Origin of the sequence: Pseudomonas sp. HLMP (assembly GCF_046365545.1) — a bacterium.
GTDB classification, from domain to species: Bacteria; Pseudomonadota; Gammaproteobacteria; order Pseudomonadales; family Pseudomonadaceae; genus Aquipseudomonas; species Aquipseudomonas guariconensis_B.
In genome coordinates, this window is sequence record NZ_JBDLLR010000001.1 from 1,627,257 (window position 1) to 1,648,187 (window position 20,931).

The window sequence follows — 20,931 nt, forward strand, 5'->3', positions numbered from 1 at the left end:
TCTCTCTGTCCTCTGGGGCCCGGGCTCAGAAGCGCCAGATCACGTCGACGAAGGCGCGGTGCATGTACGAGTCGGCCTCGCTGCCGTAGGCATCGCCCGGCTTGAACACGCCGGCGCGCAGGCGCACCAGGGCCGAGGGTTCGTCGATCGACTGGCTCAGCGCGGCGGGCAGCAAGCCTTGCTTGAAGTACTTGGTGACGACCACGTCCATCTCCTGGCCCAGGTCCTTCTCGCCGTTGACCAGCGGGCGGCTGACGCCGTTGTCCTCGACCACCGCGTTGATGCCGCTGGAGCCGATGTTCTGTTCGCCATCGACACGCCAGAACTTGTGGTAGATGAAGCTGGCGTCGTAGTCCTCGCGCAGCTGCCAGGAGGCGAACAACGTGGCCGCCTGCAGGTTGCCCAGCTCGCCGCGGAAGGCTTCGCCGAAGCGGTGCACGCGCGAGCGGGTGCCGGTGAAGTTGGAGCGGTTGCTCTCCAGGCCGGTCTGTTCGTAGTTGCTCGAACCATCGCGGCCGCCGCCGCCACTGCCACGGGCATAGGCGGCGCCGACCTGCCAGTTGGGGTTCAGGCGCAGGCGTACGCCGAGGTCGGTGGCCCAGGCGTTGACGTCGCCGCTCTGCTTGCCAGTGGCGACTTGCTCGCCCCCTACCGGCTCGCTGCTCAAGGTGTCGCGATCGCCAGTCAGCCAGGTGACGCTGCCCCAGTAGTTGAGGGTATGGTCGTTGCGCCAGTTGTAGGCGTCGCTGTTGGCCTCAAGGCCCAACCAGGTGAGGTCGCCGGTGCGGGTCTTGTCCAGGGCATCGACGGTTTCGCCCGGGTCCTTCAGGCTGCCGCCGTCATGGGTGTGGTGGGCACGCAGGCCGACCCAGTGCCCAGGCGTCCACTGGGTGGCGATGTTGCCGTAGACGTGGGTGCGGTCCTTGTCCTGCGGCGCCAGCTCGGTGAGGTCGGTGCGGTATTCGCTGAAGCGTTGGGCGATGCCCAGGTCGGCCTTGAGCAGGGTGGTGTCGAAGGTCCAGTTCAGCGCTTCGATGTTGGTGTCGCGCCACATGCCGTCGTCGCTGCGCAGGCGCTGGCGACCGAGGCGCAGTTGCTCGCCCGGGTAGGGCGTGAAGCCGCTGTAGCCGATCCAGAACTCACGCAGGGCCAGGTAGCTCTTGTCCGGTTCGCGGCTGTCGTCGTCGGCCTGGATGGCGCTGCCGTCGTCGGACTGGCGCAGGGTATCGGTCTCGATGATGTCGGTGGCGGCCACGGCCTGGCCCATGGCGAAGGCACTCCAGTTGCCGCGCTCGCCGTAGACCCATGGGCGCAGGTCAAGGCCCAGGCCGTTGACGTCGCCGCCGGAGCGGGTGCCCAGGTCGCGGTCGTCCTCGGACTGGCCGGTGATCTTCACGTCCATGCCGAAGTTCTTCTCGGCGGTCATGTCGGCCAGGGTCGGGCAGGACCACAGCAGTGCGAAGCTCAGGCCAATGCCGGCTTTCACGAATGGGTTGAGCGTCATAGGGAGGAATCCTCGGCGTCGTCGTCTTCTTCTTGCAGGGCGTCGAGGGCCAGGGCGCTGGGGGCGCCCTGGACCATGCTGCCGCGCGCCTGCTTCTCTTGCGCGAGCAGGCGCTGGGCCTGGCTGCGCTGGTCAGGCGTCAATTGCTGGTCGAGTTGCTGCAGCAGTTCGGCCGACTGCTGCGTCGGGTTGGCCTGGGCCAGTTGCGCGAATACCCAGGCGTTGGCCGGCACCGGGCGAATGCCATGGCCTTCGCTGTAGAGCTGGGCCAGGGCGTAGTCGGCGCTGAGCTGGCCACCACGGGCGGCGCTGAGCAGGTGGTCGACGGCCTTCTGCGGCTCGACCTGGCCCAGGTAGCCACGGCGGTACAGCTGGCCGAGGTAGTAGTGGGCGCTGATCTCGCCGGCATCGGCGGCGGCCTGCAGGTGCTGCTCGGCCTTCTCGGCATCGGCTGGCAGCGTCTTGCCCTCGTAGTACAGGCGGCCGAGCAGCAGCTCGGCGCGCGGTTGTTCGGCGGCACGGCCCTTGTCGATGTAGCCGAGCAACTGCTCGGTGTCGCCGAGCTCGGGGAAGTCGTAGAGCAGTTGCGCCAGGCTGACCCAGGATGCCGGGTTGGCCGGGGCGATGTGTTCGAGCAGATCCTTGGCGGTGTTCTCGTCGGTCTGGCCGAGGCTGCGGTCGGCCAGCACCCGGGCCACACCGTCGACTCGGCTGGCCGGCACCTGACCACGGGCATGGGCGGCCTTGAGCTGCTGGACGAGTGCGGCCTGCTGTTCGGCCTGGCCGCGCTTCTGGTAGACGGTGGCCAGTTCCACGTAGCAGATGTCGGTGGTAGTGAGCGCGGCCTTGCAGATCCGTTCCACCTCGGCCAGGTTCTGGTCGTAGGTGCCCTGGGTGCGGTACAGCAGCACCTGGGCCAGGCCCGCTTCCGGGTTGCCGGCGGCGCGCCACTGGTCGATCTGCTGCTGGGCGTTCACGTTCGGGAAGCTCTGCGGGTGCTGCAGGTAGAGCATCGCCAACGGGATCAGGGTGTTGCCTTCGCCTTGCTGCGCGGCCAGCTTGAGCAGGGCCTCGGCCTCCTCGCGCTCGGCCTGGGTGCTGTCGGGCTTGGCCACCAGCAGGCGACCGAGGCGTGCCTGGGCGCGGGGCGAGGTGGCGGCAGCGGCGCGGTAGGTGGCCTCGGCCTGCTCGAGCTGGGCGGGGTCGCGCGAGGCGACCTTGATGTCGGCCAGGCCCACCTGGGCGTCGCTGTAGCCGAGGTCGGCCAGGGCCTTGTAGTTGCGTTCGGCCAGGGCGGTGTCGCCGCGTTTCATGGCCTCGTTGGCCAGGCGCTGGTCGGGCAGGCCGGCGCAGCCGGCCAACGCAATGGCTGCAGCCAAGGCACAGAACCCAAGGGGCGCACAGGAAAAGTGGTGTCTGCGGGTCATCGCTCGGTCCTCTTACAGCCCACGGGCCACGGCCTTGTCGATCAGCCAGTTGAGCGACGGGCCACGGTCGCTGCTGACCGCGGCGGGGCGGCCGGCCAGCTCGGCGGGCAGGGCGCCATCGGGCTTGATCTGCACGCGGATGTCGGCGGCCAGGTCTTCGCTGTTGAGGCTGCTGCTGCCGACGATCTGGCCGGTGCGCACCTCGTCCTCGCCGGCGATCTGGAAGTTGACCCGGGTACCCGGCTTGACCTCGTCGAACTGGCGGTAGCTGAAGCGTGCCTCGATCATCGGGTTGCTGGTGCGCGGGACCAGCTGGAAGATTGGCTGGCCCTTGCTGGCGTACTGACCGTCATCCACCAGCTGGCGGGCGACCACGCAATCGCAGGGGCTGGTGAGGGTGCCGGCGAGCTGCTTGCCGAACAGCTCCTCGACCTTGGCCGGTTCGAGCTGCGAGTCGTCCAGGTGGCCCTTGAGCAGGTCGAGCATGCTGGTGCTGAAGCTGGCCAGCGGCGCGCCCTTGATCACCTGGCCACCGCTTTCGACCAGGCTCTGCACGGTGCCGTCGCGGGGCATGGTGACGTTGGTGGTGGGCACCGCGACCACACCGGCCTCGGCATGGCTGACGAAGTACAGGCCGTACAGCGACTTGGCGATGAAGCCGAAGGCGGCCACGCCGACCACGAACACGCCGAGGCTCACGGTCACCGCGCGCAGGCGGCCGAAGGCCGAGAGGCCGGAGCCGCTGTCCTTCTGCTTGCGCGCCTTGGTGAAGTTGTCGCGCTGCAGGGTGCTGAGCACGTCGCCGACGTTGATCAGCTCGCCCGACAGGAAGGTGGTGATGATATGGCGCAGGGTCGCCACGTCACGCTGCTCCAGGTTCTGGAACTGCACGCCGACCCGGCCGCTGTCGCTCAGGTAGGAGCGCACCTGGAACTCGATGTCCATGGACAGGCCGAGGTTGTCGACCACGAACTGCAGGCGGCCACGCAGCACGTCGCCGACGTTCAGCGGCTGCTTGGCATGGAAGGACAGGCCCCCGGCGGAAAGATCGTCCACCTTCACATCGCGTGGCTCGCGGTTGCGGTCCAGGTAGCGCAGCTTGGCGGGGATGCGTACCCGGACGTGCTGGCGCTGGGCTTCGGACTCATGCACGACATTGGCGTTCACGGCGGTATTCATGGCGATTTCGTTCCTGTTAGATCCGATCCGAGGGGCTCACACGACCATGAACAGCACGGCGACGAAGATGCTGGCTGCCGAGAAGGTCATGGTTCGCGAGGACCAGGTGTTGAACCATTGTTGAAAGCTTGCGAGGTCACGCTTGAGGGCAGTGGGCTGGCGGGTCCAGGACTGCTTGTCGAGCCGGAAGAACACGTAGATCTTCATCAGCGCGCCGACGATCTGGTTGTAATAGAGGATCAGCGGGTAGGCCGGCCCCACGCTGTGGCCCGAGCACAGCAGCATGATGGTGAGGATCAGGCGGGTGATGCCGATCCACAGCAGGTACACCAGCAAAAAGCCCAGGCCGAACTTGAGGCTGGCGATCACCGCCACGGTCAGGCCCAGCAGGCTGGTCCACATGGACACGCGCTGGTCGAGCAGGACGATGCTGGTGAACAGCCCCAGGCGCTGCAGGCCAAGGCCCAGGGCGCGGGAGTTCTGCCGCAGGTTGTTGCCGTACCAGCGGTACATCAGCTTGCGGCTGGCCTTGACGAAGCTCTTCTCCGGCGGATGCTCGACGGTGTTGATCGCCGCGTCCGGCACGTAGAAGGTGTCGTAGCCCAGGCGCATCAGGCTGAACCAGCTGGACTTGTCGTCGCCGGTGAGGAACTTGAAACGGCCCAGGCGCCAGTGCTGCAGCGAGTCGCTCTCGACGTCGGCGATGAACTCGGGGTTGGTCACGACGCTGGCGCGGAACATCGACATGCGCCCGGTCATGGTCAGCACGCGCTTGGACAGGGCCATCGAGCACATGTTGATGTGGCGCTGGGCGAAGCGCAGCTTGTGCCACTCGCTCATGATGTAGCCGCCACGCACTTCGCAGAATTCGTTGGTGGTCAGGCCACCGACGCTGGGAAAGAGCTTGAACCAGGGCACGGTCTTGCGTACCACGCCTTCGCCGAGCACGGTGTCGCCGTCGATCACCGCCACCACCGCATGCTCGTCCGGCATCATCCGCGAGATGGCGCGAAAGCCGTAGGCCAGGCCGTCGCGCTTGCCGGTGCCGGCGATGCGCACGAAGTCCAGAGTGACGTGCTCGGGTGGGTTGTACTTGGCCCACAGGCTCTTCACCAGCAGCTCGTCGGACATCTCCACCAGCGAGCAGACCACGGTGGTCGGGTAGCCGCAGGCGATCGCCTCGCGGATCACCGAGCTGTACACCTGGGCGGTGGTGTGGGCGTCGATGCGAAAGCTGGTGACCATCAGGTAGACGTGCGACGGGTCGGCCGCTTTGCCCAGCTTGCGCACCTTGTGGCGCAGGTAGGGGTAGACGCCGTAGAGGAAGATCATGCCGCGGATGAAATGGGTGGCGCCCATGGAGTAGCGCCAGATGCCGACAGCGCCGACCAGGAAGATGAAGTGCTTCGACTGCGAGTCGAAGATATCGCTGGGCAGGGCCAGGGCGATCAGCATGAGCAGGCTCATGTAGAGCAGCCACCCGGCGCACTGCAACAGCACTGTCTGGAGCCTTTGCATGTTCAGCATCCGTCGCGAAATCAGGGGGAAGGGCAGCGACGCAGCGCTGCCCGGCCGAGGGTTACCAGCAGATGCCTTCGGTGCGGCTGCCCGGACAGGTGGGCTTGCTCATGAAGCCGACCAGGTCGATGACCTGCTTGCCTGCCGGGGCCTGCTGGGCGAGGGCGCGGAACTTCTCGTCGCGGTTGCCCAGGACGATGATCTCGGCGTTGTCGATCACCTGCTCGAGGTCGGCGTTGAGCAGCGACGAGACATGGGGGATCTTCGACTCGATGTAGTCCTTGTTGGCGCCGTGGACACGGGCGTACTGCACGTTCTGGTCGTAGATGTTCAGCTCGTAGCCTTTGCCGATCAGGCGCTCGGCCAGTTCCACCAGCGGGCTTTCGCGCAGGTCGTCGGTGCCGGCCTTGAAGGACAGGCCAAGCAGGGCGACCTTGCGCTTGTCGTGGCTTTCGATGATGTCGAAGGCGTTCTGCACCTGGGACTCGTTGCTGCGCATCAGCGAGTCGAGCAGCGGGGCCTTCACGTCGAGGCTGGCGGCGCGGTAGGTGAGGGCGCGCACGTCCTTGGGCAGGCACGAGCCGCCGAAGGCGAAGCCTGGGCGCATGTAGTACTGGGACAGGTTCAGCGCCTTGTCCTGGCAGACCACGTCCATCACCTCGCGGCCATCGACGCCCACCGCCTTGGCGATGTTGCCGATCTCGTTGGCGAAGGTGACCTTGGTGGCGTGCCAGACGTTGCAGGTGTACTTGATCATCTCGGCCACCTCGACCGGCTTGCGGATGATCGGCGCGTCCAGTTCCTCGTACAGGGCCTGGAGTACGTCGCCGCTGGCGCTGTCCAGCTCGCCGATGACGGTCATCGGTGGGTGGTCGTAGTCCTTGATCGCGGTGCTCTCGCGCAGGAACTCGGGGTTGACCGCGACGCCGAAGTCGACACCGGCTCGCTTGCCGGAGCAGTCTTCGAGGATCGGGATCACCACGTTCTTGACGGTGCCTGGCAGTACGGTGCTACGCACCACGATGGTGTGGCGGCTGGTTTTGTCGCGCAGCACATGGCCGATTTCGCGGCACACCGATTCGATGTACTCCAGGCCCAGGTCGCCGTTCTTCTTGCTCGGGGTACCGACGCAGATCATCGACACGTCGCTGGCGCGGATGGCCTCGGCGAAGTCGGTGGTGCCGCGCAGGCGGCCCGTGGCGATGCCCTGTTGCAGCAGCTGTTCCAGGCCTGGCTCGACGATGGGCGACTTGCCCTGGTTGATCAGGTCGATCTTGGTGCTGGACACGTCCACACCAATCACTTCATGGCCCCGTGCCGACAGGCAACCTGCACAGACCGCACCCACATAACCCAAACCAAAGATGCTGATACGCATCGCATTCACCTCGTGTGTTTATCACGCCGGTTCCTTGCAAAAGAACCGGACCGGGTTGATTAACCAGCAGTTTTCGGGCGCACGGTTTCATGGCGAATGCACACTTCGCCGAGCGCAGGCATGAATAAATCTGGAGCGCACAAAGTTATGCACTCAAAGTTGGCAGTCAAAGGCCAGTAATTAAAAGGCGTGCCCTGAAATGCAGCCGTCTTTATTGCAGTGCGCTACCTGGCGCGCTGCTGTGCTTGTTTTTTCAAGTGGATAAATCCTTTGAAATCAACCACTAGGACGATTAGTAGGGGCGCGTCTCTCCTGCATGGACAGGGCGTTCGGTGTGTTATCCGTTGCGCCTGTCGAGTTGTTGGAGCCGGTAGTGGATACCTGCCGCTTGTCATCTGTAAGTCATCTCTCACGCCACGCGTTGAAGAATCGTTACGGGTCCTATGAGCGATTGCTGGTAGCAGAAGTTCCGAGGTGGGTTGCGCGCCGGTGAAAGATTTCTAAATATTTTTTCAGGGCTAAATACTTTCAATCTGATGGCACGGCGCAGTTCAACCCTTGTATATAAAGGGCGAGATAGGGGTGGGATAGTTTTATGCCAGCACGCGAAAAATTTTTTCAAGAATCGTCAAAAAACTACGAACGGTCTTATGGCGTTTTGCGATAACGATAGGGGCGTTGTTTTTTTGACGTCGAGATTGTGGCGAGGTGGCAATTTGAAGCCTGCCCTATTGCAGGGCGGATGATAGGGAGTGGCCATTAATACACCGTCGGTAATCCGATGACCGGTCGGCCATTTGGGGGCTGCGAAGCAGCCCCATAGCTAATCGATGGGCATTGCTGGGTAGCCCTGCTTATTCGGCAGGGTGGTCGCGCAGGAACACCAGGTGATCCGGCTTGGACTGTTCGGCACTGTAGTAGTACCCCTGCGCATCGAACTGCTTGAGCCGCTCGGGATCGTCGATGCGTTCCTGGATCACGAACCGGCTCATCATCCCGCGCGCTTTCTTGGCATAGAAGCTGATGATCTTGTACTGCCCGTTCTTGAAGTCCTTGAAATCGACGTTGATGACGCGTGCATTCAAGGCGCTGCGCTTGACCGCGCTGAAGTATTCATTGCTGGCCAGGTTGAGCAGCACATCGTCGCCCTGGTCGGCCAGGGCCTGGTTCAGCCACTCGCTGATGCGCGTGCCCCAGAAGGCATAGAGGTCCTTGCCGCGGGCGTTGGCCAGCTTGGTGCCCATCTCCAGGCGATAGGGCTGCATCAGGTCCAGCGGACGCAGCAGGCCGTACAGGCCCGAGAGCATGCGCAGGTGGTCCTGGGCGTAGCTGAAGTCGTCCTCGTCGAGGCTTTCGGCGTCCAGGCCGGTATAGACGTCGCCCTTGAAGGCCAGCAGCGCCTGCTTGGCGTTGGCCGGGGTGAAGTCTGGGGTCCAACTGCCGAAGCGGGCGGCGTTGAGGCCGGCGAGCTTGTCGGACAGGTGCATCAGCTCGCTGATCTGCGCTGGCGACAGCTCGCGCAACTGGGTGATCAGTGCCTGGGAGTCGTCCAGGTACTGAGGCAGGGTGAAGCGCTGGGTCACCGGCGGGGTGTCGTAGTCGAGGGTCTTGGCGGGGGAAATCACCGTCAGCATCGGGTCGGCTCCTGGAATCGTCGCTGCGGATTCTACGGGCTGGGGCGGGCAAGGCCAAACTATGGTGACGATAGTCGCAGACCATCACCGGGGCGCGAGCTATAGTGCGCCCGGTGTTCTCGTGGAGAGTTCGATCGTGCGCATTGCCTTCGTCCTGCTGGCCGGCCTGTTGAGCCTGGCCGCCCAGGCGGCACCACCAGCTCCGGCCAGCCTGGATCGCAGCCTGTGGCCCGAGCGACTGGACAGCCCGGCGCTGTTCGATGTCGCATCGCGGGCCGAAATCCTGTCGTTCGCCCAGGCCCTTCAGGAGAGCGAGATGCTCGATGAAAAGGCCTTGGCGGCGCGCCTGCGGCTCAGGCAGATCAACCTGCCGGTGATTCGTGCGGTGCGGGCGCGGATGTGGCAACGGCTGTGGCAGAACTACCAGCAGGCGCAACGCAGTTGCGGGCTGGACGCCTCGTTCTGTTACCCGGTCGAGTCCATGGCCGAGCTGCGTACCCGGGCCGCCAGCTTCGCCGACGGGGTAGGCAGCTTCTATAGCGGCTGGATCGAGCCGAGCCGGCAGTTCCACACCCGCTACCTGGACGAGCAGTTGCGCAAGGCCGCGCTGTTCCCACAGACCAGCAGCGAGGTGGAGCGCTTGTCCAGCCGCGAGCGCAATGGCGACGAACTCAATGACCGGATGTTCCTGCTGACCTTCGTCGGTGGACCTGGCCTGCAGGGCGGTCACACCGACGCGCTGGCCGATTACCTGCGCCGTCAGAAACTGGGCGCTACGTTCTTCGTCCTCGGCAACCGCCTGCAGCAGCGCCGCGACGCAGGGCCGGCCAATGCCCTGGCGGCGCTGTATGCCGGCCAATGCGTGGGGATCCAGGGCTGGGAGTACCGGTCCCACGCCCAGTGGCAGGACTGGCAGGATTCGTTACGACGCAGCCAGGCGCGGGTCCAGTCCGACCTGCCGGAGCAGTACGTGCCGCTGTTCCGACCGCCCTACGGGCAGCGCCGGGCCGATGGCGAGGCCTTCATGACTGCCCAGCAGCTGCAGGTCTCGCTGTGGGACATCGACGCCCACGACGACAGCGCGTTGAGCGCCGAGGCGTCGGCCCAGCGTGTGCTGGCCCTGATGCTGCTGTGGCGCAAGGGCGTGATCCAGTTCCACGACGACCTGCCCAAGGCACGGCCGGCGGTGGAATGGCTGCTGCGCAATACGGCGCAGGGCGGGATCGGTTGGGAGGATTGCCTGGCGTACGGGAGGCGGGGGGAGCTTTAGAGCTTGCAGCTTGCATAGGCCTGATCTTTGACTTTAGTACCGCACCAGCCCCAAGCCAAGCCCTGTTCGTCAATCGGAAAAATAAACTTCAACGGAACGTAAAAAGACTTTTTTTGGTCATGGATTATGCGGTATGTAGGAATCAGACAGCCGAAACCTGCAGCACAGGTGGCGTCATCCAGGCCCTCCTTGCCAGGTGCGCTCCCCGCCCGTAACGACGCGGATACGGGGAGAACGGCGGTCACTCTGCGGCGCAGCGGTACGCGTCGCGTGGCTTTCACACAAGGTGACCGAGTATGGATGACCAAGGACGCAACCCTTCCTCCAACAAGCCAATCCTGTATGTGCTCGATACCAATGTCCTGATTCACGACCCCAATGCCTTGCTCAACTTCGAGGAGCACCACGTCGCTATCCCGATGACGGTGCTGGAGGAACTCGACAAGCTCAAGACCGGCAAGCACACCATCGCCGCCGAATGCCGCCAGGCCATCCGCCTGATCGACCAGACCCTGGGCGATGCCTCGCCCAGCGACGTCGAGCAGGGCGTGCCGATCCAGCGTGGCAAGAGCGGCCCCAAGGGCTTCCTGTCGATCCTGATGAGCCCGCGCAACGAACCCAACCGGCTACTGCCGGACACCCTCAACGACAACATCATCATCAACCAGCTCCTCGAGCTGCGCACCAGACGCCCCGACCTGGACGTGGTACTGGTGACCAAGGACATCAACATGCGCCTGAAGGCGCGTGCCTGCGGCATCGCCGCCGAGGACTACAGCACCGACCAGTTGGTCGACGACGTTTCGCTGCTGTCCAAGGGCTATCACTCGGTGACCGGCTCGTTCTGGGACCGCGTCAGCAAGGTCGAGACCCGCCAGGAGCGTGGCCGCACCTGGCACCGGGTGCAACTGACCGACAACCTGCCGGCGGTGCACGTCAACGAGTTCATCATCGACGAACAAGGCTTCGTCGGCTGGATCAAGGGCATCCGTGAGGACGAGCTGCTGCTGCTCGACCTGCACCAGGAGCCCTTGCTGCACCAGGAAGCCTGGGGCCTGAAACCGCGTGACATCCACCAGAGCCTGGCGCTGTTCGCCCTGCTGGACCCAGACATCCACCTGGTCAACCTGACCGGCGCCGCTGGCTCCGGCAAGACCATCCTCGCGCTCGCCGCGGCCATCGAGCAGACCATGGTCAGCAAGCGCTACCGGCGCATCATCGCCACCCGCAGCGTGCAGGGGCTGGACCAGGAGATCGGCTTCCTGCCAGGCACCGAGGCGGAGAAGATGGAGCCGTGGCTGGGGGCGATCACCGACAACCTCGAAGCCTTGCACATGGACGACGAGAGCACCCATGGCAGCGTCGAGTACATCCTCGAAAGGGTGCCGCTGCAGTTCAAGTCGCTGAACTACATTCGCGGTCGCAGCTTCCAGCAGAGTCTGATCCTCATCGACGAATGCCAGAACCTCACCCCGCACCAGATGAAGACCATCATCACCCGTGCCGGAGCCGGGTCCAAGGTGGTCTGCCTGGGCAACCTGGCGCAGATCGATACGCCGTACCTGTCGGCCACCAGTTCTGGCCTGACCTACCTCACCGAACGCTTCAAGGACTTCCCCCACGGCGTTCACATCACCCTGCAGGGCGTGCCGCGCTCGGTGCTGGCCGAGTACGCCGAGTCCCACCTGTAGTCTTTTTCGAGCCGGGCGGCTTTGCGCCCGGCTTTTTTTTCTGCGTGATTCTGACCTGCGGGTTTACACTCTTTGCTCCCTAACAGGAGGAAAGCTGTGCTGACTCATCTCGATTCTCAGGGGCGCGCCAATATGGTCGACGTCACCGAAAAAGCCGTGACCGCACGCGAGGCGGTGGCCGAGGCGCGGGTGCGCATGTTGCCGCAGACCTTGCAGATGATCGTCGATGGCGAGCACCCCAAGGGCGACGTGTTCGCCGTGGCGCGGATCGCCGGGATCCAGGCGGCGAAGAAGACCAGTGACCTGATCCCGCTGTGCCATCCCTTGATGCTCACCAGCGTCAAGGTCGAACTGGCCGCCGAGGGGCAGGATGTCGTGCACATCGTCGCCCGCTGCAAGCTGGCCGGGCAGACCGGCGTGGAAATGGAGGCGCTGACTGCCGCCAGCGTCGCCGCGCTGACGATCTACGACATGTGCAAGGCCGTGGACAAGGGCATGGTCATCGAGCAGGTGCGCCTGCTGGAGAAGATCGGCGGCAAGAGCGGCCATTACCAGGTGGAGGCGTGATGAAAGTCCAGGTGGTGTATTTCGCCCGTTACCGTGAACTGCTGGGCCGCGATGGCGAGCCGCTCGAAGGCGCCTTCGTGACCCTCGACGATGTGCGCCAGGCGCTGGTAGCCAAGGGCGGGCAGCATGAGGTGCTGGCCGAGCAGAACCTGATGTGCGCGCGCAACCAGGACCTGTGCAAGCTCGACGAGCCTGTGGAGGAGGGCGACGAAGTGGCGTTCTTCCCACCGGTGACGGGAGGTTGAGCATGGGCGTGCGGGTACAGGCGCAGGCGTTCGATCCGGGCCACGAGCTCAATGCCATGCATGCGGCCAATGTCGGCGTGGGGGCGGTGGTCGGTTTCGTCGGCTATGTGCGGGATTTCAACGATGGCCGTGACGTGGCCGGGATGTTTCTCGAGCATTACCCGGGGATGACCGAGAAGGCCCTGGCCAAGATCGTCGTCGAAGCCGAGCAGCGTTGGCCGTTGCTCAAGGTCGAGGTGCTGCACCGCATCGGTGCGCTGGAGCCGGGCGAGCCGATCGTCTTCGTCGGTGTGGCCAGCGCACACCGGCAGGCGGCCTTCGATGCCTGCAACTTCATCATGGATTACCTGAAGACCCGGGCACCGTTCTGGAAGAAGGAGAACACCCAAGAGGGGCCGCGCTGGGTGGAAGGCAAGCAGAGCGACCAGGACGCGGCCGGGCGTTGGTAGCCGGCTGGGATTTGCCCCTGCCGGCCAACTGAGCGACACCTTGTAATCCTGGGGCCGCGAAGCGGCCCCTGCGCACGGCTCAGTGGTGCTTGCGCGGCACCGGCTTGAGCAACTCATCCGGCGGCATCTCGCACTTGATCTTGCGCCCCAGCAGCTCTTCGATGGCCGGCAACTGGTAGGCATCGTCCTCGCCGGCGAAGCTGATCGACACGCCGCTGGTCCCCGCCCGGCCAGTCCGGCCGATGCGGTGCACGTAGTCGTCCGGATCCTCCGGCAGGGTGAAGTTGATCACGTGGCTGATGCCATCGATATGGATGCCACGGCCAGCCACGTCGGTGGCCACCAGCACCGCGATACGCCCCTCGCGGAAGCTCTCCAGGGTGCGAATGCGCTTGTGCTGCGGCACATCGCCAGACAACTGTGCGGCGTTGATGCCGTCGCGCACCAGGCGCTCCTCGATGCGCCGCACCTCGTCCTTGCGGTTGGCGAAGACCATCACCCGCTCCCACTTGTTCTGGGTCACCAGGTTGTACAACAGCTTGTACTTGTCGCTGCTGGCCACCGCATAGACGTGCTGCTCGACGGTTTCGCTGGCCACGTTCTCCGGCTCGATCTCGACGATGGCCGGGTTGGTGGTCCACTGCTTGGCCAGGTTCATCACGTCGTCGGTGAAGGTGGCGGAGAACAGCAGGGTCTGGCGTTCGCTCTTGGGCGGGGTCTGGCGGATGATCTGCCGCACCTGGGGGATGAAGCCCATGTCGAGCATGCGGTCGGCTTCGTCCAGCACCAGCACCTCGACCATGTCCAGGTGCACCTCGCCGCGCTGGTGGAAGTCCAGCAAGCGCCCCGGGGTGGCCACCAGGATGTCGCAGTGACGCGATTCCAGGGCCTTGAGCTGCTTGTCGAAGTCCATGCCGCCAACGAAGGTCATGACGTTCAGGCTGCTGTACTTGGTCAGGGCCATGGCGTCCTTGGCGATCTGCACCACCAGTTCGCGGGTGGGCGCGATCACCAGGGCCCGTGGCTCGCCCATGTAGCGCTCCTTGGGCGGCGGCACCTGCTGCAACTGGGAAATGATCGAGATCAGGAACGCCGCGGTCTTGCCGGTGCCGGTCTGGGCCCGGCCGATGGCGTCCTGGCCACGCAGGGTGTGGCCCAGTACCTGGGCCTGGATCGGCGTGCAGTAGGGGAAGCCCAGGTCATGGATGGCGTGCATCAACTCGTTGGAGAGCTTGAAGTCGTGGAAGCGGGTCTTGCCCTCCTGGGGCTCGACCACGAAATCCTCTGGCTTCCACAGGCTGGCCTGGGGCTTGGGCTTGCGTTCGCGACGCGGTTTGTCCTTGCCAGGCTTGTCGCCACGGGGCGCGACTGGCGCCTCGGCCTGGGGAGGGGAAGTGGGCTTGGCCTTGGCGGCCGGCGGCTCGGCCGCCGTCGGGGGCGTGATCACGTGGGCTGCGGGTTCGACGGCCTGAGGTGTGGCGTCTCCCTTGCCGAATATTTTTTTGAGTGCCTTGAGCACGATCGTCTCATCAACTGGTTAAGGAATGTACGCCGGGCAGTGTAATGCAAGATTCAGGCGCGGCGTAGTGGAGCGGTCCGACAACTACAGCGAAATACACCGCTAGCGCAAACGGCGGACCAGCCAGTTGTAGATGTCGTTGATCTCCTGGGGCACCACTTCGTGCTCCATCGGATATTCCTCCCAGGTCGCTTCGACACCCCAGTGCTTGAGGTACTCGAAGGCGGTGCGGCCCATGGACGGGATCACCACCGGATCGTGCACGCCATGCAGGCACAGGGCCGGGGTACGTTGCTGGCAAGCGCTGAGCTGGTGGCCCTCGGTGAAGGTCGGGGCGTAGGTGGACAACGCCAGCACGCCGCCCAGGGCTTCCTGCCACTTTATATAGGCTGTGTGCAGGACCACCGCGCCACCCTGGGAAAAGCCCGCCAGGAAGATCCGCGCCAGGTCGATGCCCTTGGCCCGCTCGGCCTCGATCAGGCCCACCACCTGCTCGGCGGACTCCTCGAGCTGGGCTTCGTCGATGGCCCGGGCCGGGGTCATGGCCTTGATGTCGTACCAACTGGGCATGGCGTAGCCGCCATTGATCGTTACCGGACGAGTGGGCGCCTGGGGCATGACGAAACGGGTGCTGAGCAGGTGCTCCTGCAGGGCTTCGGCCACTGGTAGGAAGTCGTAACGGTCTGCACCAAGACCGTGCAACCAGATCACACAGGCATCGGTGGTGTTCTGCGGTTCGAGAATCAGGGGGTTACTCATGACGGCTCCAAAAACGTGCGTGCGTACTTATTGAGTGCGTTAAAAAAAGGCAAGGGTGGGTAATGCCACAAGAAGATGTCGCAACTCTACAACTTTTCCTACTTGACGACCGCTTAAACGCTCCAGCCTTCAGCTCTGGTACGCACTTTGCTATGTCCCAAGCGATGCGAGGGGATGGGCCGGCGACGGTAACACCCCCGTGTGGATAGAAAGGCTGTCATAGAACAGCTCATTGCGCCAATTGACCCAATAACAAGCCAACAAGGGTCGGATGCACCTCACAAGGGTGCGGTGCAATTCCGGCTCGGTACAACAAGAGCGATTTGGAGGTTGTTGATGAAGAGGTTGAAATCCACCCTGGCAGTCCTGACCGCTGCCACCGCACTGGGCAGCGTCGGTGTCGCCCAGGCCGGCGCTACTCTCGATGCGGTGACCAAGAAGGGCTTCGTCCAGTGTGGCGTGAGCGATGGCTTGCCAGGTTTCTCGGTGCCGGACAACACCGGCAAGATCGTCGGCATCGATGCCGATGTCTGCCGCGCCGTGGCCGCCGCTGTGTTCGGTGACGCCACCAAGGTCAAGTTCAGCCAGCTCAATGCCAAGGAGCGCTTCACTGCGCTGCAGTCCGGCGAGGTCGACGTGCTGTCGCGCAACACCACCTGGACCAGCTCGCGCGATGCCGGCATGGGCCTGCTGTTCACCGGCGTCACCTACTACGATGGCGTGGGCTTTCTGGTCAACAAGAAGCTCGGCGTCTCCAGCGCCAAGGAGCTCGATGGTGCGACCATCTGCATCCAGGCCGGTACCACCACCGAGCTGAACGTCTCCGACTACTTCCGCGCCAATGGCCTGAAGTACACCCCCATCACCTTCGACACCTCCGACGAGAGCGCCAAGTCGCTGGAGTCCGGGCGTTGCGACGTGCTGACCTCGGACAAGTCGCAGCTCTACGCGCAGCGTTCCAAGCTGGCCGCCCCGGCCGACTACGTGGTGCTGCCGGAAACCATCTCCAAGGAGCCCCTGGGCCCGGTGGTGCGCAAGGGTGACGAGGAGTGGTTCAACATCGTCAAGTGGACCCTGTTCGCCATGCTCAACGCCGAGGAAGCCGGCGTGACCTCGAAGAACGTCGAGGCCGAGGCCAAGTCCACCAAGAACCCCGACGTCGCCCGCCTGCTCGGCACCGACGGCGAGTACGGCAAGGACCTCAAGCTGCCCAAGGACTGGGTGGTACAGATCGTCAAGCAGGTCGGCAACTATGGCGAAGTGTTCGAGAAGAACCTGGGCCAGAGCACTGACCTGAAGATCGACCGCGGCATGAACGCCCTGTGGAACAACGGCGGCATCCAGTACGCGCCACCTGTGCGCTGATGGTTGCCTCCTGCGGCGGCATCCTGCCGCCGCAGGCTGTTCGATCCCTTCTTTGCGGGGCATTTCATGCACAATCAAATCGGCGCACCCAAGGGGTTTTCCCTGAGCGATCCACGTGTGCGCGCGTGGCTGTTCCAGGTCATCACGGTGGTTATCGTGGTCGGCCTGGGCTGGTACCTGTTCCATAACACCCAGACCAACCTGCAGCACCGGGGCATCACCTCGGGCTTCGACTTCCTCGAACGCAGCGCCGGCTTCGGCATCGCCCAGCACCTGATTCCCTACGTGGAGTCGGACAGCTATGCGCGCGTGTTCGTCATCGGCCTGCTCAACACCTTGCTGGTGACCTTCATCGGCATCGTCCTGGCCACCTTTCTGGGCTTCGTCATCGGCGTGGCGCGGCTGTCGCCGAACTGGATGATCAACAAGCTGGCGACCGTGTACGTGGAGACCTTCCGCAACATCCCGCCCTTGCTGCAGATCCTGTTCTGGTACTTCGCCGTGTTCCTCACCCTGCCGGGGCCTCGGGGCAGCATCAACATCGACGACATGTTCTTCATCAGCAACCGTGGCCTGAACATGCCGGGCGCGTCCATGGCCGAGGGCTTCTGGCCGTTCGTCATCGCCCTGGTGGCGGCGATCGTCGCCATCGTGCTGATGGTGCGGCATGCCAACAAGCGTTTCGACGAAACCGGCGAGCCGTTCCACAAGTTCTGGGTCGGCCTGTTGCTGTTCTTCGGCATCCCCGGCGTGTGCGTGCTGCTGTTCGGCAGCCCGGTGCACTGGGAAGTGCCGCAGCTCAAGGGCTTCAACTTCGTCGGTGGCTGGGTGCTGATCCCGGAACTGCTGGCCCTGACCCTGGCGCTGACCATCTACACCGCGGCGTTCATCGCCGAGATCGTGCGCTCGGGTATCCGTTCGGTCAGCCATGGCCAGACCGAGGCTGCGCGTTCCCTCGGCCTACGCGAGGGGCCGACCCTGCGCAAGGTGATCATCCCCCAGGCCCTGCGGGTGATCGTGCCGCCGCTGACCAGCCAGTACCTGAACCTGGCGAAGAACTCGTCCCTGGCCGCCGGTATCGGCTACCCGGAGATGGTCTCGCTGTTCGCCGGTACCGTGCTCAACCAGACCGGCCAGGCCATCGAGGTGATCGCCATCACCATGAGTGTCTATCTCGCCATCAGCATCAGCATTTCCCTGCTGATGAACTGGTACAACAAGCGCATCGCGCTGATCGAGCGGTGAGGATACGCCCGTGACTGCCCATGTTTTCAAACCTGACATGCCGCCACCGGTCAAGACCGTCGGCGTGCTCGCCTGGATGCGGAGCAACCTGTTTTCCAACTGGCTCAACACCCTCCTGACCCTATTCGCCCTGTACCTGGTATGGCTGATCGTACCGCCGCTGGTGCAGTGGGCGTTCATCGATGCCAACTGGATCGGTACCACCCGCGCCGACTGCACCAAGGAGGGCGCCTGCTGGGTGTTCATCCAGCAGCGCTTCGGCCAGTTCATGTACGGCTACTACCCGGTGGAGTTGCGCTGGCGCGTCGACCTGACCGTGTGGCTCGCCGTGCTCGGCGCCGCGCCGCTGTTCATCCGGCGCTTCCCGCGCAAGGTGGCCTACGGCCTGGGCTTTCTGGTGCTGTACCCGATCCTTGCCTACACCCTGTTGCATGGCGGCCACCTGGGCCTGGAGACGGTGCCCACCAGCCAGTGGGGCGGCCTGATGCTGACCCTGGTGATCGCCACCGTCGGCATCGTCGGCGCCTTGCCCCTGGGCATCCTGCTGGCGCTGGGACGGCGCTCGAACCTGCCGGCGGTGAAGGTGGTCTGCGTCACCTTCATCGAGTTCTGGCGTGGCGTGCCGCTGATCACCGTGCTGTTCATGTCTTCGGTGATGCTGCCGCTGTTCCTGCCCGAAGGCATGAGCTTCGACAAGCTGTTGCGGGCGATGATCGGGGTGATCCTGTTCCAGTCGGCCTATATCGCCGAGGTGGTGCGCGGTGGCCTGCAGGCCATCCCCAAGGGCCAGTACGAAGCGGCCGCGGCCATGGGCCTGGGCTACTGGCGCGCCATGGGCCTGGTGATCCTGCCCCAGGCGCTGAAGCTGGTGATCCCTGGCATCGTCAACACCTTCATCGCACTGTTCAAGGACACCAGCCTGGTGATCATCATCGGCCTGTTCGACCTGCTCAACAGCGTCAAGCAGGCGGCTGCGGACCCGGCCTGGCTGGGCATGGCCACCGAGGGCTATGTGTTCGCCGCCCTGGTGTTCTGGATTTTCTGTTTCGGTATGTCCCGCTACTCCATGCACTTGGAGCGCAGGCTGGACACGGGCCACAAGCGTTAGGAGTTTCGAAATGAGTGAAGCGATCAAGCAGCCTGCAGGCCCGGAAGGCATCATCCAGATGCAGGGCGTGAACAAGTGGTACGGCCAGTTCCACGTGCTCAAGGACATCAACCTCAATGTGCGACAGGGCGAGCGCATCGTGCTGTGCGGGCCGTCCGGCTCGGGCAAGTCCACCACCATCCGCTGCCTCAACCGCCTGGAGGAACACCAGCAAGGGCGCATCGTGGTCGATGGCGTGGAGCTGACCAACGACCTCAAGCAGATCGAGGCGATCCGCCGCGAGGTGGGCATGGTGTTCCAGCACTTCAACCTGTTCCCGCACCTGAGCATCCTGGAGAACTGCACCCTGGCGCCGATGTGGGTGCGCAAGATGCCCCGGCGCAAGGCCGAGGAAATTGCCATGCACTACCTGGAGCGGGTGCGCATTCCCGAGCAGGCGCACAAGTACCCGGGGCAGTTGTCCGGTGGCCAGCAGCAGCGGGTGGCGATCGCTCGGGCGCTATGCATGAAGCCGAAGATCATGCTGTTCGACGAGCCGACCTCGGCGCTCGATCCGGAGATGGTCAAGGAAGTGCTCGATACCATGGTGGGGCTGGCCGAGGATGGCATGACCATGCTCTGCGTGACCCACGAGATGGGGTTTGCCCGCACCGTGGCGAACCGGGTGATCTTCATGGACAAGGGCGAGATCGTCGAGCAGGCCACGCCGGATGACTTCTTCGATCGGCCGCGCAGCGATCGGACCAAGTTGTTCCTCAGCCAGATCCTGCATTGAGGCAGTTTGGGGTCGCTCTGCGGCCCCAGATGTCAGTTGAAGGTCCTGACTGGAGAGCAGGGCTTGCCCTGCGAATGGGCTGCAAGACAGCCCCCGGAATCGGTTTACTTCTCTTCCTTGGTCGTGATCGGTGCGGGCGGTGGTCGCAGCCCCACCTCGGCGATCAGCTTGAGCTGCTGACCATTGCGGATGACCTCGATCGCGACTTTCTCGTTGGGTTTGATCCGCGCCACCTGGTTCATCGACTTGCGCCCGTCGCCGGCCGGCTCGCCGTTGATGCTGAGGATCACGTCGCCCAGCTGCAGCCCTGCCCGTTGCGCCGGGCCATCGCGGAAAATCCCCGCCACGACGATGCCTGGGCGGCCCTCCATGCCGAACGACTCGGCCAGTTCCTGGCTCAGGGGTTGTACCTCGATGCCCAGCCAGCCACGGATCACCTGGCCATGCTCGATGATCGACTTCATCACCTCCAGGGCCAGCTTGACCGGGATGGCGAAGCCGATGCCCTGGGAGCCGCCGGACTTGGAGAAGATCGCCGTGTTGATGCCGATCAGGTTGCCGTTGGCATCGACCAGCGCGCCGCCGGAGTTGCCCGGGTTGATCGCAGCGTCGGTCTGGATGAAGTCCTCGTAGTTGTTCAGCCCCAGCTGGTTGCGGCCGGTGGCGCTTATGATGCCCATGGTCACGGTCTGGCCGACGCCGAAAGGGTTGCCGATGGCCAGGGACACGTCGCCGATGTGGATGTTGTCCGAGCGGCCGATGGTGATGGCCGGCAATTTCTTCAGGTCGATCTTGAGCACCGCCAGGTCCGTCTCCGGATCGCTGCCGATCACCCGCGCCAGGGTCTCGCGGCCGTCCTTGAGCGCCACCACGATCTGGTCGGCACCGCTGGTCACGTGGTTGTTGGTCAGCAGGTAGCCCTCGGGGCTCATGATCACCGCCGAACCCAGGCTCGACTCCCAGCGCCGCTGCTTGGGCAGGTTGTCGCCGAAGAAGCGGCGGAACTGCGGATCCTCGAACAGCGGATGGGCGCCCTTGTTCACCACCTTGGTGGTGTACAGGTTGGCGACCGCGGGGGCGGCCAGGGTCACGGCGTCGGCATAGGACACCGGGCCTTGCATGATCCGGGTGGTCTGCGGCGCCTGTTGCAGGTTGACGTCCTGGCTGGGCAGGCCGACCCACTGGGGAAAGCGCTGGATGATCAGCAGGGCGATCAGCACACCGGTAAGCAGGGGCCAGCCAAAGTAACGCAGAGCCTTGAGCATCGAATGAATCCTGGGAGTAGGGCGGGAGCGGCG

At 64.3% G+C, this 20,931-nt stretch carries 18 protein-coding genes; 9 read left to right on the top strand and 9 right to left on the bottom strand.

The features are described 5' to 3' along the window. Window positions 1–25: 25 nt before the first annotated feature. From ABFA30_RS07715 to yaaA, 6 genes are all read right to left on the bottom strand, one after another. Window positions 26–1,504, bottom strand: coding sequence for an alginate export family protein (locus ABFA30_RS07715; RefSeq protein ID WP_225789441.1), 1,479 nt, complete (start codon window positions 1,502–1,504; stop codon window positions 26–28). After that, window positions 1,501–2,931: an alginate biosynthesis TPR repeat lipoprotein AlgK gene (algK, locus tag ABFA30_RS07720; RefSeq protein WP_253079958.1), complete on the bottom strand. Its 1,431-nt coding sequence runs from the start codon at window positions 2,929–2,931 to the stop codon at window positions 1,501–1,503. Before algK ends, ABFA30_RS07715 begins: the two co-directional genes overlap by 4 nt. A 12-nt stretch (window positions 2,932–2,943) precedes the next feature. Then, entirely contained in the window at window positions 2,944–4,110 is a 1,167-nt protein-coding gene (locus ABFA30_RS07725; protein WP_410045309.1) for a PilZ domain-containing protein, read from the bottom strand. A gap of 36 nt (window positions 4,111–4,146) precedes the next feature. Continuing rightward, entirely contained in the window at window positions 4,147–5,628 is a 1,482-nt protein-coding gene (locus ABFA30_RS07730; RefSeq protein ID WP_225789438.1) for a glycosyltransferase family 2 protein, read from the bottom strand. A 61-nt stretch (window positions 5,629–5,689) separates the two neighbouring features. After that, window positions 5,690–7,006, bottom strand: a complete 1,317-nt coding sequence (locus tag ABFA30_RS07735; RefSeq protein WP_225789437.1) for a nucleotide sugar dehydrogenase — start codon at window positions 7,004–7,006, stop codon at window positions 5,690–5,692. A gap of 854 nt (window positions 7,007–7,860) precedes the next feature. Beyond that, window positions 7,861–8,640, bottom strand: coding sequence for a peroxide stress protein YaaA (gene yaaA, locus ABFA30_RS07740; RefSeq protein WP_368816278.1), 780 nt, complete (start codon window positions 8,638–8,640; stop codon window positions 7,861–7,863). 136 nt (window positions 8,641–8,776) lie between these two features. Here yaaA and ABFA30_RS07745 point away from each other — a divergent pair, with 136 nt between their 5' ends. The 5 genes from ABFA30_RS07745 (at window position 8,777) to moaE (ending at window position 12,862) form a co-directional block, all read left to right on the top strand. Further along, window positions 8,777–9,910 (top strand): polysaccharide deacetylase family protein, encoded by a 1,134-nt coding sequence (locus ABFA30_RS07745; RefSeq protein ID WP_410046034.1) that lies wholly within the window; start codon window positions 8,777–8,779, stop codon window positions 9,908–9,910. A 296-nt stretch (window positions 9,911–10,206) separates the two neighbouring features. Then, the gene (locus ABFA30_RS07750; protein ID WP_225789434.1) at window positions 10,207–11,601 is read left to right on the top strand and encodes a PhoH family protein; all 1,395 of its coding nucleotides are present in this window, start codon (window positions 10,207–10,209) and stop codon (window positions 11,599–11,601) included. Window positions 11,602–11,697: 96 nt separating this feature from the next. After that, window positions 11,698–12,168 (top strand): cyclic pyranopterin monophosphate synthase MoaC, encoded by a 471-nt coding sequence (gene moaC, locus ABFA30_RS07755; protein WP_225789433.1) that lies wholly within the window; start codon window positions 11,698–11,700, stop codon window positions 12,166–12,168. Beyond that, window positions 12,168–12,413, top strand: a complete 246-nt coding sequence (locus tag ABFA30_RS07760) for a MoaD/ThiS family protein (RefSeq protein ID WP_225789432.1) — start codon at window positions 12,168–12,170, stop codon at window positions 12,411–12,413. Before moaC ends, ABFA30_RS07760 begins: the two co-directional genes overlap by 1 nt. A gap of 2 nt (window positions 12,414–12,415) precedes the next feature. Then, window positions 12,416–12,862 carry a molybdopterin synthase catalytic subunit MoaE gene (gene moaE, locus ABFA30_RS07765; protein ID WP_225789431.1) on the top strand — a complete coding sequence of 149 codons (447 nt, stop codon included), beginning with the start codon at window positions 12,416–12,418 and terminating at the stop codon, window positions 12,860–12,862. 79 nt (window positions 12,863–12,941) lie between these two features. Here the strand turns inward: moaE and rhlB are convergent, their stop codons facing one another. Then, window positions 12,942–14,381: an ATP-dependent RNA helicase RhlB gene (gene rhlB / locus ABFA30_RS07770; RefSeq protein ID WP_410045310.1), complete on the bottom strand. Its 1,440-nt coding sequence runs from the start codon at window positions 14,379–14,381 to the stop codon at window positions 12,942–12,944. 102 nt (window positions 14,382–14,483) lie between these two features. Next, window positions 14,484–15,140: an alpha/beta hydrolase gene (locus ABFA30_RS07775; RefSeq protein ID WP_225789429.1), complete on the bottom strand. Its 657-nt coding sequence runs from the start codon at window positions 15,138–15,140 to the stop codon at window positions 14,484–14,486. A 336-nt stretch (window positions 15,141–15,476) separates the two neighbouring features. Here ABFA30_RS07775 and ABFA30_RS07780 point away from each other — a divergent pair, with 336 nt between their 5' ends. The 4 genes from ABFA30_RS07780 to ABFA30_RS07795 all read left to right on the top strand — a co-directional run bounded on the left by ABFA30_RS07780 (window position 15,477) and on the right by ABFA30_RS07795 (window position 19,633). Beyond that, window positions 15,477–16,505 (top strand): amino acid ABC transporter substrate-binding protein, encoded by a 1,029-nt coding sequence (locus tag ABFA30_RS07780; RefSeq protein ID WP_225789428.1) that lies wholly within the window; start codon window positions 15,477–15,479, stop codon window positions 16,503–16,505. A gap of 66 nt (window positions 16,506–16,571) precedes the next feature. After that, entirely contained in the window at window positions 16,572–17,750 is a 1,179-nt protein-coding gene (locus tag ABFA30_RS07785; RefSeq protein ID WP_410045311.1) for an amino acid ABC transporter permease, read from the top strand. Between the two features lie 10 nt (window positions 17,751–17,760). Continuing rightward, on the top strand, window positions 17,761–18,858 hold the full coding sequence (locus tag ABFA30_RS07790) for an amino acid ABC transporter permease (RefSeq protein WP_225789426.1): 1,098 nt from the start codon (window positions 17,761–17,763) through the stop codon (window positions 18,856–18,858). A gap of 10 nt (window positions 18,859–18,868) precedes the next feature. Next, on the top strand, window positions 18,869–19,633 hold the full coding sequence (locus ABFA30_RS07795; RefSeq protein ID WP_225789425.1) for an amino acid ABC transporter ATP-binding protein: 765 nt from the start codon (window positions 18,869–18,871) through the stop codon (window positions 19,631–19,633). A 104-nt stretch (window positions 19,634–19,737) separates the two neighbouring features. Here ABFA30_RS07795 and algW read toward each other — a convergent pair whose 3' ends face one another. Then, window positions 19,738–20,898, bottom strand: coding sequence for a Do family serine endopeptidase AlgW (gene algW, locus ABFA30_RS07800; RefSeq protein WP_410045312.1), 1,161 nt, complete (start codon window positions 20,896–20,898; stop codon window positions 19,738–19,740). Between the last annotated feature and the right edge of the window lie 33 nt (window positions 20,899–20,931).

What these genes read in the sequence shown, in the direction of transcription:
- ABFA30_RS07715 (WP_225789441.1), bottom strand. Translation starts at nt 1,504, where the DNA reads ATGACGCTCAACCCATTCGTGAAAGCCGGCATTGGCCTGAGCTTCGCA.
- algK (WP_253079958.1), bottom strand. Translation starts at nt 2,931, where the DNA reads ATGACCCGCAGACACCACTTTTCCTGTGCGCCCCTTGGGTTCTGTGCC.
- ABFA30_RS07725 (WP_410045309.1), bottom strand. Translation starts at nt 4,110, where the DNA reads ATGAATACCGCCGTGAACGCCAATGTCGTGCATGAGTCCGAAGCCCAG.
- ABFA30_RS07730 (WP_225789438.1), bottom strand. Translation starts at nt 5,628, where the DNA reads ATGCAAAGGCTCCAGACAGTGCTGTTGCAGTGCGCCGGGTGGCTGCTC.
- ABFA30_RS07735 (WP_225789437.1), bottom strand. Translation starts at nt 7,006, where the DNA reads ATGCGTATCAGCATCTTTGGTTTGGGTTATGTGGGTGCGGTCTGTGCA.
- yaaA (WP_368816278.1), bottom strand. Translation starts at nt 8,640, where the DNA reads ATGCTGACGGTGATTTCCCCCGCCAAGACCCTCGACTACGACACCCCG.
- ABFA30_RS07750 (WP_225789434.1), top strand. Translation starts at nt 10,207, where the DNA reads ATGGATGACCAAGGACGCAACCCTTCCTCCAACAAGCCAATCCTGTAT.
- ABFA30_RS07760 (WP_225789432.1), top strand. Translation starts at nt 12,168, where the DNA reads ATGAAAGTCCAGGTGGTGTATTTCGCCCGTTACCGTGAACTGCTGGGC.
- moaE (WP_225789431.1), top strand. Translation starts at nt 12,416, where the DNA reads ATGGGCGTGCGGGTACAGGCGCAGGCGTTCGATCCGGGCCACGAGCTC.
- ABFA30_RS07775 (WP_225789429.1), bottom strand. Translation starts at nt 15,140, where the DNA reads ATGAGTAACCCCCTGATTCTCGAACCGCAGAACACCACCGATGCCTGT.
- ABFA30_RS07780 (WP_225789428.1), top strand. Translation starts at nt 15,477, where the DNA reads ATGAAGAGGTTGAAATCCACCCTGGCAGTCCTGACCGCTGCCACCGCA.
- ABFA30_RS07785 (WP_410045311.1), top strand. Translation starts at nt 16,572, where the DNA reads ATGCACAATCAAATCGGCGCACCCAAGGGGTTTTCCCTGAGCGATCCA.
- ABFA30_RS07795 (WP_225789425.1), top strand. Translation starts at nt 18,869, where the DNA reads ATGAGTGAAGCGATCAAGCAGCCTGCAGGCCCGGAAGGCATCATCCAG.
- algW (WP_410045312.1), bottom strand. Translation starts at nt 20,898, where the DNA reads ATGCTCAAGGCTCTGCGTTACTTTGGCTGGCCCCTGCTTACCGGTGTG.